At 70.1% G+C, this 13554-nt stretch carries 11 protein-coding genes; 6 read left to right on the plus strand and 5 right to left on the minus strand.

The window, feature by feature from the left end:
- The first annotated feature begins 44 nt into the window (after window positions 1-44).
- The gene (locus tag VHR41_07635; GenBank protein HEX3234054.1) at window positions 45-689 is read left to right on the plus strand and encodes a hypothetical protein; all 645 of its coding nucleotides are present in this window, start codon (window positions 45-47) and stop codon (window positions 687-689) included.
- A gap of 16 nt (window positions 690-705) precedes the next feature.
- Here VHR41_07635 and VHR41_07640 read toward each other — a convergent pair whose 3' ends face one another.
- A complete protein-coding gene (locus VHR41_07640) occupies window positions 706-2796 on the minus strand; it encodes a peptidylprolyl isomerase (GenBank protein ID HEX3234055.1) in 2091 nt (696 codons plus the stop codon).
- A gap of 93 nt (window positions 2797-2889) precedes the next feature.
- Between VHR41_07640 and VHR41_07645 the strand changes: the two genes are divergently transcribed.
- The 4 genes from VHR41_07645 to VHR41_07660 all read left to right on the plus strand — a co-directional run bounded on the left by VHR41_07645 (window position 2890) and on the right by VHR41_07660 (window position 6576).
- Complete coding sequence (locus tag VHR41_07645; protein HEX3234056.1) at window positions 2890-3249, plus strand: hypothetical protein; 360 nt, start codon at window positions 2890-2892, stop codon at window positions 3247-3249.
- A 154-nt stretch (window positions 3250-3403) separates the two neighbouring features.
- Window positions 3404-3550 (plus strand): hypothetical protein, encoded by a 147-nt coding sequence (locus tag VHR41_07650; GenBank protein ID HEX3234057.1) that lies wholly within the window; start codon window positions 3404-3406, stop codon window positions 3548-3550.
- A gap of 66 nt (window positions 3551-3616) precedes the next feature.
- Complete coding sequence (locus VHR41_07655) at window positions 3617-3958, plus strand: PadR family transcriptional regulator (protein HEX3234058.1); 342 nt, start codon at window positions 3617-3619, stop codon at window positions 3956-3958.
- A complete protein-coding gene (locus VHR41_07660) occupies window positions 3955-6576 on the plus strand; it encodes an ABC transporter permease (protein ID HEX3234059.1) in 2622 nt (873 codons plus the stop codon). The genes VHR41_07655 and VHR41_07660 overlap by 4 nt, the downstream gene beginning before the upstream one ends.
- Window positions 6577-6590: 14 nt before the next feature.
- On the opposite strand, the gene VHR41_07665 is transcribed toward VHR41_07660, so the two are convergent.
- Both VHR41_07665 and VHR41_07670 read right to left on the minus strand, forming a co-directional pair.
- Window positions 6591-8471 carry a galactose oxidase-like domain-containing protein gene (locus VHR41_07665; GenBank protein HEX3234060.1) on the minus strand — a complete coding sequence of 627 codons (1881 nt, stop codon included), beginning with the start codon at window positions 8469-8471 and terminating at the stop codon, window positions 6591-6593.
- 208 nt (window positions 8472-8679) lie between these two features.
- Window positions 8680-10266 carry a tetratricopeptide repeat protein gene (locus tag VHR41_07670; GenBank protein HEX3234061.1) on the minus strand — a complete coding sequence of 529 codons (1587 nt, stop codon included), beginning with the start codon at window positions 10264-10266 and terminating at the stop codon, window positions 8680-8682.
- A gap of 198 nt (window positions 10267-10464) precedes the next feature.
- Here VHR41_07670 and VHR41_07675 point away from each other — a divergent pair, with 198 nt between their 5' ends.
- Window positions 10465-10980: a DUF892 family protein gene (locus tag VHR41_07675; GenBank protein ID HEX3234062.1), complete on the plus strand. Its 516-nt coding sequence runs from the start codon at window positions 10465-10467 to the stop codon at window positions 10978-10980.
- Window positions 10981-10992: 12 nt separating this feature from the next.
- Here the strand turns inward: VHR41_07675 and VHR41_07680 are convergent, their stop codons facing one another.
- Complete coding sequence (locus VHR41_07680) at window positions 10993-11379, minus strand: hypothetical protein (protein ID HEX3234063.1); 387 nt, start codon at window positions 11377-11379, stop codon at window positions 10993-10995.
- 13 nt (window positions 11380-11392) lie between these two features.
- Entirely contained in the window at window positions 11393-13465 is a 2073-nt protein-coding gene (locus VHR41_07685) for a M13 family metallopeptidase (protein ID HEX3234064.1), read from the minus strand.
- Window positions 13466-13554 lie beyond the last annotated feature (89 nt).

Raw genomic sequence — 13554 nt, forward strand, 5'->3', positions numbered from 1 at the left:
CTCTTGCCCCCTCGCCGGGGGTCCCCATCCTCAGGTGCGCCGAGATGCCCAGCAACCGCCCCAGCCGGTCTATCGGAACGCAGTGTGTCCTCGCGCTTTGCAGTCTTCTGGCGCTTTCCGGCTGCGCCGCGCACTACGCGCAGGTCCCTGCGCGTCTCAATCTCGCGCCCTACCGCCGCATCGCGGTCATCACCTTCTCTGACGAGCAGTCCAATTCGGCGATGAGCACCCTGGCCACCCAGCGGTTCGCCGAAGCCCTGCTGTCGAGCCAGTCGGGTGTCGAGCTCCTCGAGCTCGGCAACGCCGATCCGTCGCTCAGGGCGCTGGCGACGGCCCCCAACGCCGGGCCGCTCGCCCAGAAGCTCGGGCGCGAGAAGGACATTCCCGCGGTATTCGTGGGGTCTCTTAAGTTCTCGGGAACCAAGTCGAGGGGTCACCTGGACGGGTCGGGTGTGGCGGTCCGCTCGGGGGTTACCGGCGAGCTCACCGTCCGCCTGCTGTCTACTACCACCGGAGGCACGCTGTGGCGCTCCAGCGCCACCACGGACGAGACGGTGAGCCGGGTCGCCGTGTCCGGCCGGAGGCCGTCCATCGCCGTGCGGGACCAGGACGAGGCGTATGGGGAAGCGGTCCGGACCCTGGTGGCGAACGTCACCCGCGATCTCCGGCCGACCTGGGTGAAGCAGTAACGGCTTCGGCGGCCAGTCAGCGGTTTTCGATCACCTCTACCCGCGCTAGGCGGTCGCCCTCGAGGATCCGTTCAGCCACCGCCTGACCGCCGTCGATCCGGCCGAAGACGGTGTACTCGTGGTCGAGTAGCGGGTTGTCCACCAGGTTGATGAACCACTGGCCGTCGCCGGTATCGCGGCCACGTGCGGAGATCCCGACGGTCCCTCGGGCGTGGGTCCGGAGGCTGAGCTCGTCCCGCATGAATGCCGCGGCGCCGACGTACTCGTTGGCATCGGGCCCGCCTCCCTGGATCACGAAGTTGGGCTCGACCCGCTGAAAGACCTTCCCGTGGTAGAATCCTTCGCTCACCAACCGCAGCACGCGCGCCACCGTCGCCGGCGCCTCGTCGGGGAAGAGTCGCAGCGTAAAGCTGCCGCCTCCGCTCGAAGGCGCCATCGTCACCCGGAGCCGGATGGTGCGGCGGAAGAAGATGTCCGCCAGCGGCTCGGGGCGGATCGGCAACGGAACCGGCCGGGGCTCGACCGGCGCGCCTGACCAGCGGGTCAGCAGCGTCGCGACGGTCGCGGCCACCGTCGTGTCGTAGTCGGCCAGATAGGGCCGGAGCCGGGACGCGGCGGCCGGCGAGCCGAGCTCGCCGATGCGCTCGAGCATCGCCATGCGCGGATCCCGGGCGTTCTCGGTCCGGCGGGAGCTCAGGCCATCGAAGGCGTCGAGCAGGGTAGCCACAACCGCGGGATGCCGGGAGTCCTTGAGGGCCTGGGCCGCCGCGAGCGCCACCTGATGACCGCTCGAGCCGAGTGCGCGGAGGTAGACGCTGTCCGTCTCGTGCGCCGCCGTGGCCGCGAGTCCGGCGATCGCGGCCTCCTGCACGTTGCGGTCGCGGTCGGCCGCGAGGCGGAGAAGCACGGCACGGGCCCCGACGATTGCAGCGGCACGCGCGGCGTACTGGCGCACCTCCCCTCGCTCCGAGTGGACCGCGCGCGGCAGCATCGCGGCGGCGGCGGCGGTATCGAGCCGCGCCAGCGCCAGCAGGGCGTGCGCTCCCACCTGCCAGCGATGGTCGGAGGGCCCACCCTTGGTCCTGTCCAACGAGAGCCGCCGCAGCGTGGCCGCCGCCGCGCCTGGGTCCGCGCACCCGCTGCCGAGCGAGTCGATGGCGGTGAGCGCGACGTAGGGCTCTCTGTCGCGGGTGGCGGCCAGTATCGGCCGGCAGTCGGGTGGGCCGTCGCCCAGCCGCGCGGCCGCCACGGCTTCGACACGAACGATGGTGCTCGGGTCGGCCAGCGCCCGGCGAATCAGCGCCTGCCGGAAGGCGGCCGGGAGGGCGCCGGCGCCCCGGAGGGCCATCCGGCGGGTTTCGTCGTCGCGGTCGCCGGCCGTGTGCGCGGCCGTGGTGCTGTCCAGTCCGCCGGCCGCGGCCAAGGTCAGCAGGGCGAGGCGGCGCACCGTCGTGTCCGCGGCGGCGAGGGCCGTGCCCCGGAGCAGCGCTACGGTGGCCGAGGTGAGATTGCCCGTCGCCCGTCGCGCGCGCGCCAGGGTGTAGAGCCCGTGTACAACCCCGGCGATGGGCTGGTCTCCGAGCCGCGCGCGGATCGTCACCTCCGCAGCGCGTGCAGCGGCGCTGTCACTCAGCGGCAGCCGGCCCAGTGACTGCGCCAGGGCCTCCGTGACTCGCGGCTCGGTCTCCGACAAGAGCGCTCGGGTGAACGCGGCCGCGGCATCGCGAATCGTGAGTTGAGTGCTGTCGGATGACGCCGTGCCTCGGCCGACCCGGCGCATCGACTGGGCGATGGCGTTCGCCGCCTCTCTGCGCACCGCGGGCAGGCTGTCGGCCAGGAATGGCAGCAGGGCTCGTCCGAGCTCGGGCCGCTGGAGCCGGCCCAGTCCGCGAACGGCGAGCCGGCGGAGCAGGGTGTCGTCGCTCGCGAGCGCGCCCAGCAGCGGTTCCAGACCGTCGCGACCCGTCCCCCGCGCGTCCTCGGCCACGAGCAGGCGCTGGAGCGCGAGGGTGTCGATTTTGGCTGGTGCCTGCGCGGCGCCGGGCTGGGACGCCAGGATCAGAGCCGCGCAGACCGCGAGCGGTGGGTGCACGCGCGTCGGGCTCACCCGCCGCCTACTCGGCCGGGCCCGGTGCGGCATCCTCGTCCCCCGGGTGTGATCGGAGCTATCGTTCAGACCGTCTCCAGCAGAAGGTGTCCGATGCGAGCTCGTCAACTCCTCGTACTCTCGGCGTTGGTCGGCTGGAGCGGTAGCGCCTGTGCCGCCCACCAGGCCGGCGCCGATTCCGCTCCCGCCGAGCAGTCTCGAGTGCAGGTCGAAAATAACTCTTCGCTCGACATGGATCTCTATGTCCGGCAGCAGGGAGCGACGCCGGTCCGCCTCGGGCTCGCGCCAGCCGGTGAGAAGACGACGTTTGGGCTCGCTCCCGGGCTCGTGGCCGGGGCTGGACTCATTCGCTTCGAGGCCCGGCCGGTCCGGGGGCAGGGCGAAGCGGTGCTGAGCGATCCGTTCGCCGTCGGGCGGGGCGAGGAGCTCCACTGGTCGATTCCGCCGCAGTAACGCCGTGAGGAGGGGCGCCGGTGTGCTGCCCGCTCACCCTCGCTCGTCGCCGTGGTCGTTGGCGTCCTACTCGGGACCTTGCCGGCGAGCGCCTGCCGACCGCGAGCGTGGAGAGATACGGCACATTGTCAGGAGCACCAGGCGGAACTACATCGTGCTGCCGCTCTCGGCCGCCGGGGCTGGAACCAAGGATCCCTTATGGGTCGCGCTCAGCATCGTGGTACACGTGCTGCTGATCGGCACCCCCATCGCGCTGTTTGCCCGGCGCGCCGTGCAGCAGTCCACAACCACATCCGGGTGAGAAGGTCCTCTTGACAAGCTAGAGAAGCCGTCCCATGCTCCTCCAGACTCTCTGGAGGACATGCCGGTGCCCGGCCCCGTCGATCTGCTCCCCGGTACCCTCGACCTGCTGGTCCTCAAGGCCCTCTCCCTCGCGCCGATGCACGGCTGGGGCATCGGGCAGCGGATCGACCAGCTCTCCCGCGACGTGTTTCAGGTCCAGCAGGGCTCGCTCTATCCCGCGCTCCAGCGGATGCTGCGGAAGGGGTGGATCCGCTCGGAGTGGCGCACCACCGAGAACGCCCGGCGGGCGCGCTACTACGTGCTGACGGCCCAGGGCCGGCGCCAGCTCGAGGCGGAGACCGCGCTGTGGCAGCGCACCGCGGCGGCCGTGAACGGCATCCTCCGCGTCCGCATGGCCGACCGGTGATCGCCGATCTTCTGGAGCGGCTCCGCGCCCTGGTCTTCCGCCGCCGGTGGGACCGGGACCTCGACGAGGAGATGCGCTTTCATCTGGAGCAGGCCACGGAGGAGTACATCCGTGCCGGTCTCGACCCCGCGGCGGCTCGGCGCCAGGCCCTGCTCGCGTTCGGCGGAATGGACCGCTACAAGGAAGCGACCCTCGACGCCAGCGGGGTGCGTCCGCTCCAGGATCTGACCGCGGACATCCGCTTCGCCGCGCGCGCCCTGGGGCGAAATCCGGGCTTCGCCATGGCGGTGGTCCTGGTCCTGGCGCTCGCCATCGGCGCCGCCACCGCGGTGTTCAGCGTGGTGAATGCCGTGCTCATCGCCGACCTGCCCTATCCGTATCCCGATCGGCTGGTGCGCGTGTTCCAGCGGAACTCGGCGACCAACCTCTGGGGCCTCTCGGTGGTGGACTACCAGGCTATCCGGGACCAGCAGCGGAGCTTCGACGCATTCGGCGCCGCCCGGGGCAGCGTGGCTGCCCTGGCCGGCGTGGGCCAGCCGAAGCAGATCGACATCGGCCAGGTCACCTCCGGCTTCTTCGGCGCGCTGAGCGCCCGCGTCGTGGCCGGGCGTCTCATCGAGCCTGGGGACGAGCTCACCGGAGCGCCGCCCGTCGTGGTGGTCTCCTCCGCCTTCGCCCGGCAGCGGCTGGGCGGCGCCTCGGCGGCCATCGGTCGACCGATCACGCTCGACGGCGTGAGCCATACGGTGATCGGCGTGCTGGCGCCGGGTCTCGACGAGCTCTCGGGTATCGACGCGGTGGCCTGGCCCGCGCTCCAGATGCCGACCCCTACCCGGCGCGGCCCCTTCAGCCTGCGGGGCATCGGACGCCTGAAGGCTGGGGTCACGATCGAGGCCGCGGCCCGGGACCTTGCCGGCATCAGCCAGCGCATCTTCCCGCTCTGGCAGGCGGGGTTCAAGGACAGGCTCGCGCGCCTTACGCCCTACCCGCTGCGCGAGACCATCGTGGGGAGGGCCACACAGCAGCTCCGGCTCTTTGCCGGCGCCGTGGTGCTGGTGCTGCTGGTGGCCATCGCGAACGTCGCCACGCTCATGCTGGTGCGCGCCTCGGCGCGGGCACACGAGCTCACCGTCCGCGCGACTCTGGGCGCCTCGCGCTCCCGGCTCGCCCGGCTGGTGGTGACCGAGAGCCTGGCGCTGACGGCGCTCTCCGCGGTCGTCGGCCTGGGTCTGGCGGCGTTCGGTCTTCGGTTGGTCAGCCGGATCGCGCCCAACCTGCCGCGGATCAGGGAGATCGCGCTCGACGGCCGAGCGGTGGAGGTGGCCGCGGCGCTCGGCGTGGCGAGTGGTCTGCTGGTGAGTCTCTCGCCGGTCGCGGCGGTCCTGGGCGGACGGTTTGCGTCCTTGCGCGCCGACACCCGGCGGTCCGGCGGCGCCAGGTGGAGCAACACGCTTCGGGGCGTGCTGGTGACCGCGGAGTTCGCCCTGGCGGTGCCGCTGCTCCTTGCCGCCGCGCTCCTGGGCAAGAGCTTTGCCCGGCTGCAGCAGGTGGACCCCGGCTATGACGCCGCCTCGAGCTTCTCCGTCTGGCTCGTATTGCCGGCGTCGCGCTACCCCGAGGGAGCGGACATGCAGGCCTTCTGGCAACGAGCTGTCCAGCGCGCACTGGAGACTCCCGGCGTCGCGGCCGCGGGGCTGGCGACGTCGGCTCCGCCGGACAATCAGGGCGACGTGAACAATTTCAATTTGGTGGCCCACTCGGTGCCGCCCGGCGGGGCCGAGCCCACGTCGCCCTGGTCCTGGGTGACCCCGGGGTACTTCGCCGCGCTCGCCATTCCGCTGCTCGAGGGGCGGGCGTTCACCGACGCCGATTCGAGCAACGCGCCACCGGTTGTCGTCGTCAGCCGCTCGTGGGCGCGGCACTACTTCCCGGGTGAGAGCGCCGTCGGGCAGCAACTCGTCGAGGGCGGCTGCTACGACTGTCCGCGGACCACTATCGTCGGCATCGTGGGTGACGTCAAATACCAGGGCCTCGCCGGGGACGGAGACGGGGTCTATGGCCCGCTGTCGCAATCGATGTCGCGTACCGCCGCGCTCTTCGTGCGTACCCGCACCTCGCCCGAGAGCTTCATCCGGCCGGTGCTCGGAGCGTTGCGCGGCCTCGACCCCGAGCTGCCGCTCGCCGGCCGCACCATGGCGGACGAGCTGCGCGGCGCGCTGGCCGATCCGGGGCGGTGGAGTGCCGTGCTGTCGGCGTTCGCCGCGGTGTCACTGGCGCTGGCGGCGATGGGGATCTTCGGGCTCATGTCGTACGTCGTGCGGCGGCAGCGGCACGAGATCGGGGTGCGCATGGCCCTCGGGGCGGAGCCGCGCGATGTGACGGGGATGATCGTCGCGCGCGGCATGCGGTATGTCGTCCGTGGCACCCTGGTGGGACTCGGGCTGGCGCTGGTGGCGGGCCGGTGGCTGAGCTCGCTGCTCTTCGGCGTGACGCCGCGCGATCCCGGCACCTTCGCGGCCGTCACCGCGGTGCTGCTGGTCTCGGCGATGCTGGCCTGTCTGCTGCCGGGCGTCCGTGCCGGGCGCATCCGGCCGGTCGAGGCGATCGCGGAGGAATAGTCGAGGCTATCCGCCTACTGCACCTTCACGATCTTTCCGACCGACGGCACCCCATTCCGGTTCATCAGGAACAGCAGGTAATGTCCCGGCGTGGCGCGCTGGGGGGTGGAAGGGGTAGTCACCCGCACGAGTCCGGAGCCCCGCGAAAAGGTGAGCGTGTTGGCCCGCTGGTTGGCGTCGAATGCATGGGTGACGGAGCCGAGTCGGATCCACCTGACCTGGGTGATCTGCGCGGCGTAGGCGGTCGTCACGGTGAACGTCTCGCCGTAGCCGACGGTCGTCTTGGACAGGCTGGTGATGATGGGCCGCGCGCCCTTGAACAAGTACGGCGGCCGGAAGATCTCATGGTTGTTCTGCGCCGGATACGGCGTCGTCGTCAGGGGAACGTTGGCGTCGCCACTCGCCCCGTGCAGTACCGTGGCGTCCGGCAGCAGCAGCGAGACCGAGTGATACGCCCGGTCGACGGTGTTGCTGGCCAGTTGGGTCCAATGTCCGCTCTGCGGATTCCACAGCTCGGCCGCGTGGACGGCCCCCGAGAGGGTGTTGAAGCCGCCGGCGCTGGTGCCGCCGGTGACCAAAACTTGACCGTCCGGCAGGATGGTCGCGTTGAGGTGACGGCGGGCGAAGTGCATCGAATCGGTGTTGCTCCAGTGGGGGCCGACCGCGCCGAGGTCGATGGTCTCGGCGGATGCGGTGGGGCTGCCGGACTTGGCGTCGTTGGTGCTCCAGTTCAAGTCGCCGCCGCCGCCCACGTACAGCACCTTGCCGGTCTCGTACATCACGGCCGAGCCGTAATCGCGGTTGAAGGGCCAGAGGTGGGTGAGCCCGGTGCTCGAGGTCCACTTGCCTCGGCCGCTGGTGGTGACCAGGTCCACGTCCAGCCAGTGGGCCTTCACCCGCTCGCCGGCGTAGAACAGCTTCCCGTTCGGAGCCAGGAACTGGCGCGGGTAGTAGGGGAGTTTGAGGCTCGCGCCGGTGAGGCGCACCCACTTGCCGCCTTCCCAGATCTCGGGGATGAGCACCACCTGTGAAGCCGCGTCGCGGCCGGCCACGGTGACCACGCGTCCGTCGGCCAGCGTGGTCACGGTCGGATACCAGCGGCCCGCCGCCATCTTCGGCAGGCCGTGGGACCAGGTCTGCGCCACGGGGTCGAAGATGTTGGTCACATCGAGTCCGCGGTCGTCGTTCTTGTGTCCGCCCGACACCATGACGTTCCCGTCCGCCATCAGCGTGTGGCCCGAGCAGAAGAGCATGGTATCCGCCCGCACCTGGATGGCGGTGGTCGGCGCGCCGACCGACGGATCCCAGAGCCGCGGGTTGGCCATCATGGTCGTGCCTAACTCGTATTTGCCCCAGGCGAGGATCTTGCCCGTGGGCAGCAGGCTCATGTGCAGCGGAACGATGTCCCAGGAGACCCGTGCATCCCACTTGCCGGTCGACGCCTCGGGCGGCAGCGCGTTCAGCGTTACCGAGGAGGAGACGGCGCTGAGACCGCCGGTGGTGTAGCGGAGTGTGTGAGGGCCGGTGCCCGCGATTCCCAGATCGACGAACTTGGCGACGCCGCTCGAGAGGGTGGTCGCCGAGACGTTCCCCTGCAGGGTTCCCGAGCCGATGGCGATGGTCGCCCTGACCACCACCCCCGGCACCGCGATGCCGCTCGCGTCCTTCACCACGACGGTGGGCTGCCGGCTGGGGTCCCAGACCTCGCCGTCCAGCGCGCTGGCCGGTGGCTGGATGCTCGGCTTGATGCTCGCCGCCGGTCCTGCGGCGAAAGCGGGACCGGGGGTAGCGTCGGAGCCGGGCTTGGTCAGGTCGTCGCCGCCGCAGGTGGCCGAGGCCAGTGCGAGGGAAGCGGCGAGCAGCAGTCGGGCAGCGCGGCGTGAAGAGATACGCATGGGCTCAGGGAGGTGGAGGATCGGACGCCAGGTGCAGGATTCAAGCCAGCAGGACGCCTGGAAAAGTCAAGGTAAGTCGTTGCTGCCGGGACACCTAGCGGCCAGGCCCGAGGTCTATGTTGCGGCACTACAACGCCGGTGAGGCGATCCGGCCTACTGGCCGCGGTGCAATTTAGCCGCGGCCACCGATAGCTGCTGCGGCCGGTTCCTACTTCGCCGCTTGGGCCCCGCTAGCCGCCCGAGCTTCCGCCAGCTCCGGGACCCCGTCGTCAGCCGCATGCCAGTTCGCCGCCAGGGTGCCATACGCCCGAGCGGAGATTGACTCCTCTCCCGCCTGCCGAGCGGCTCGCGCCAGCCCGAGCAGGGCCCGCGAGCGTCCCGGACCCAGCGCGAGCGCACGCTGAAATTCGGCCACAGCCTCCCTCGCCCGCCCGCTCGCGAGCAGCAGGTCTGCCAGGAGCTCATGACTCGGCTTCACCACTGCCGGAGGCCCGAATTCAGCCGGCATCCCGTCCTCCAGCGCGGTGGCACGGCGAAGGAGCGCGATGGCCGAGTCGGAAGCCTTGCTCCGCCGCGCCAGCTCGGCCCGGAGCGAAAGCTCCAGAATGACCGGCACCACCTTGCTCCCGGTCTCGCCCGGCTTGACGCTGGCCAGGGCATCGCCGTTCGTGCGGGTGAGTCTCGCCAGCATCTGCTCCGCCATCCCGGCATCGCCCCGGCGCGCCGCCGCGTATCCCGCCGCGAAGGTGGCGTACTCGTAGTCATCCTCACCCGAGATCCCGGTGTCCGCGGCCAGTGCCTTCGCCTCCGGTCCGTCCCACTGCTCGCTGTCGAGGACGTAGCGGGCTCGGAAGTTTGCCAGCTGCCCTCGATCGGAGCGGGACGGCGCCGATCCGGTGCTCGATGCGAGCGAGGTCAGCAGCTCCCGGGCCGCATGATACCGGCCCTGCTGGACGTAGGCATAGGTGAGCCAGTGGGTCACATGGCCGGGTCCCCAGTGAGCCTGGTGCGGTCCTGCGGCGACCTCGTTCTGCCTGGCCACCTCGTCCCACATGCCCAGGGCCAGGAAGATATGGGTCGTCATGTGCTGGGCGTGCGAGCTGCCGGGGGCGATCTCCGCGTAGCGCTGCGCGGCCCAGACCCCGAGCGGTGCGTGGACCGGATCGTCGAAGGCATGAATGATGAAATGGGCGGCGCCCGGGTGATCCGGGTTCCGCCGGAGCACGTCCTCGGCGATCGCCCCGGCCCGCATATACGTGGGGACGTCCCGCACCCCCTGGTTCAAGCCCAGAAGGGCCACCGAGAGGAACACCTTGGCTTCGTCGTCGTCCGGCTGGGCCTGGACCAATCGCTCGAGCGCCTCGGCGTACAGCGTGTCCCGCCGCGGCTTGGAGCCCTCACCGTAGAGCGCTTCGGCCGAGGCGAGATACATCCGCTCCCGCTGGGTGCGTGCCTTGGCGAGCCGCGCTGCCGTGGTCGGCGCCAGCCGGGCCAGCGCCCTGCGTGCGGGCTCGAGGGACTGCTGGTTCCACACCTGGTGCGTGTAGCTCAAGGCCTCACCCCAGTACGCCAGCGCGAACCCAGGGTCGAGCTTCTGGGCCTCACGGAAGGCCGCGGCGGCCTGGTCGTAGTGGAAGTTGTGCAGCAGCAGCACGCCCCGGATGAACTGGGGCTGTGCCTTGGTGCTGCCCGAGTTGGGAAAGCTGATCTTGCCCAGCCGTTCCTGAGCAGTCACCCGCCCCAGCGCCGCGATGGCGAGGATACCCACCAGGGCGGCCTGCCGAATCACGCTCATGCAACACCTCGCGGCTCGCGCCAGAAAAAGATGCGATCGTATCGGGGCCGCATACACGAAAGCTGCCGGACAGGATGGCCGCAAGTTTCGGTGATCCCGCTCACGGTACTCTCCGCGGCACGGGGCCAGAATGCAGCCCTCAAACCAACCCACGCGCCGAGCACTCCCGCTCGGCGCCTTACGATAGGAGCTCGAATCATGGGACTGCTTTCCAAGCCGATCAAGACGCTGGACGATCTCTTCGTCCACCATCTGCAGGACATCTATTACGCCGAGCAGCAGATCACCAAGGCGCTGCCCAAGATGATCGCCAAAGTCTCGGACCCGCAGCTCAAACAGGGATTCCAGATCCACCTGGACCAGACCCGCAATCACATCAAGCGGCTGGAGCGGGTGTTCCAGATGCATGGTGAGTCGGCCAAAGCGGTGTCCTGCCCGGCGATCGACGGGATCATCGAGGAGGCCAATGACATCCTGGGCGACGCGAGCGACTCCGATGTGCTCGATGCCGCCGCGCTCGCTGCCGCGCAGGCGGTCGAGCACTACGAGATCGCCAGGTACGGGACGCTGATCGCCTGGGCGCGGCAGCTTGGCCGGTCCGACTGGGCCGAAGTGCTGGCGCCGACGCTGGACGAGGAGAAGGCCACCGATCTCAAGCTGACCGAGATCGCGGAAGCCCATGTGAACCGGGTCGCCGCCGGCGGCAGGTCCTGAGCGCAGGCGAGGTCAGGCGAGAAGCGCCGTGAGCGCGTGGGCTGGGCTCGGCGCGGCCGTGGCACGGAGCACCACTTCGGCATCGGCCGCCCGGACCTCCAGCATGGCATCGGGAAAGGTCACCAGCCAGCGCCGCTCGCGCGCGCCCTCGCCGGATCCCGGCACTGCGGCAATCTCGTAGAAGCTGCCCCGCGGCAGCTCCGGCGTGACGTCCACGACGTGCGCCGCGGGTGGAGCGCCCCAGGCATACCGGACCACATGGTGAAACCGTAGCACGGCACAGTGGTCCGGATCCCGGGCGATCCGATAGGCCAGCCAGAGCGTGCCGTCCGAGGAGAGCACCACCGGCATCGGTGCCACAGCGCTCATCGGCGGCGGCTCGGTCCACTCCGCAAGCATGTGGCTCTCTTTGTCACCAGACTCGTACCCTGTCTGCCGGCGGGAGATAGAGCTTCTGCCCCGGCTGCACGCCGAACGCCCGGTACCAGGCGTCGAGGTTGCGCACGGTGGACGCCCGGTATTCCGCGGGCGCGTGGCCATCGGTCAGGATGGCGTTGCGCCGGGCCGGTTCCCGCGCCTTGCCGCGCCAGCTTTGGGCGTAGCTGATGAAGAACTGCTGGTCCCCGGTAAAGCCCTGCACCACCGGCGTCGGCTTGCCGCCAAGCGAGCGATGATACGCACCATACGCCGCGGCCAGCCCGGCCAGGTCCGCGATGTTCTCCCCCAGTGTCTGCTGCCCATTCAGCGCGAGGTCAGGGAACGGCCGGTAACCGTTGTACTGGGCGACGAGCTGCGCCGATGAGCTCTCGAAATGCTTGAAGTCCTCCGGGGTCCACCAGTTGTGCAGCCGGCCGGCAGCATCGAAGAGCGCGCCCTGATTGTCGAAGCTGTGACTCACCTCGTGGCCGATCACGGAGCCGATGGCCCCGTAGTCCATGACCAGCGGACGCTTCGGATCGAAGAAGGGAGGCTGCAGGATCGCGGCCGGAAAATTGAGGGCGTTCATCGCTGGCAGGTTCACCGCGTTCACGGTCTGCGGAGTCATGACCCATTGGCCGCGGTCCACCGGGCCAGTGAGCCGCGCGAGGTTCTGCCGGTACTGGAACAGCCCGGCGCGCTCCATGTTGCCATACGCATCTCCCGCCACCACCTCGAGCCCGGAATCGTCGGGCCACTTGTCGGGATAGCCGACGCCCACCTTGAGGACGGCGAGCTTGGCCTTCGCCTCCCGCTTGGTGGCCGGCGCCATCCACTCGAGCCGATCGATGCGCTCCCTGAACGCGGCGATGAGATTGGCCACCATCGCCTGGGCCCGGGCCTTCTCCGCGGGCGCGAAGTAGCGGGCGGCGTAGAGCCGGCCCACCGCGAAGCCGAGCGCGCCGTTGGTGGCGCTCACGGCGCTCTTCCAGCGGTCGCGTTGCTTCTGGGCGCCGCTCAGTACCGGACCGAAGAAGGCAAACGACTGGCGGCGGAAGGCGGTGGGGAGCACCGCGGACCGGGACTGAATGGCCTGAAAGGTCAGGTAATCCTTCCAGGTCTCCAGCGGCTCGCTTGCGGCCAGGGCCGCGAGGCCGGTGACGGCGCTCGCCTGCCAGACCACGAACCGTGGGGCCTGGCCCAGCCCCGCGGCGGTGAAGTATGCCTCCCAGTCCAGGCCGGGGGCCTTGGCGTCGAACTCCGCCCTGGTCCAGTGCTGGTTTCCCTTGACCACGTCGCCCGAGGCCTCCCGGCTCCAATGCGCGTTCGCGATCCGGGTCTCCAGCTGCACGATGGCCCTCGCTTTCCCGGCGGCGCCGGGGATCCCAGCCAGGTCGAGCATGGCCGCGACGTGCTCCTGGTACTTGGAGCGGATCGAGGCCATCGCGGAGGACGAGTCGAGGTAATAGCTCCGATCGGGCATCCCGAGTCCGCCCTGCAGGAGGAACGGGGAGTAATGACTGGGATCGTCCAGATCCTGTGCGACCCAGAGACCGAGCAGGTTCGGGGTGTAGAAATTCGTGGCGTTCAGCGCATCGACATCGGTGCGGAGGGTGGACCCGAGCATCCGGGCCAGCTCTTTCCGGTCAGCGATGGCAGCGATCGAATCGAGGATGGGCCGGAGCGGCTGGAGACCGGCGCGGTCGATCGCCGTCGTGTCCAGGAAGCTGGCGTAGAAGTCGCCGATCTTCCGGCGCTCGGAGCCGGCCGGTGCGCTGGCCTTGGTGGCCTGCTGGATCAGGTCGGCTACCCGGCGGTCGGTGAGCTCAGTCAGGATGGCCGCCGCCCCATAGCTACTGCGGTCGGCCGGAATCTCGGTCTGCTTGAGCCAGGTGCCGTTGGCGTAGGAAAAGAAATCGTCGCCCGGCTTCACCGAGCGGTCCATGCCGGCGACGTCCACCCCGGCAGACGGGCTGGCCAGTCGGGTCTGTGCCGAGAGCGTGGCCGAGGACGTGGCCAGCACCATCGAGGCGATGAGCGCGCGGGAGAGCGGGCGAAGGCGGATCATGGGCGGTCTCGGCCTATCAATAAGAGGTGCAGGACTCGGTCGACGTCGCCCGGAACCCTAGCCGCACCGCGGCGGTTGTCCAGAGCGGT

It is taken from the genome of Gemmatimonadales bacterium, assembly GCA_036265815.1.
Classification (GTDB): domain Bacteria; phylum Gemmatimonadota; class Gemmatimonadetes; order Gemmatimonadales; family GWC2-71-9; genus CAVVWJ01.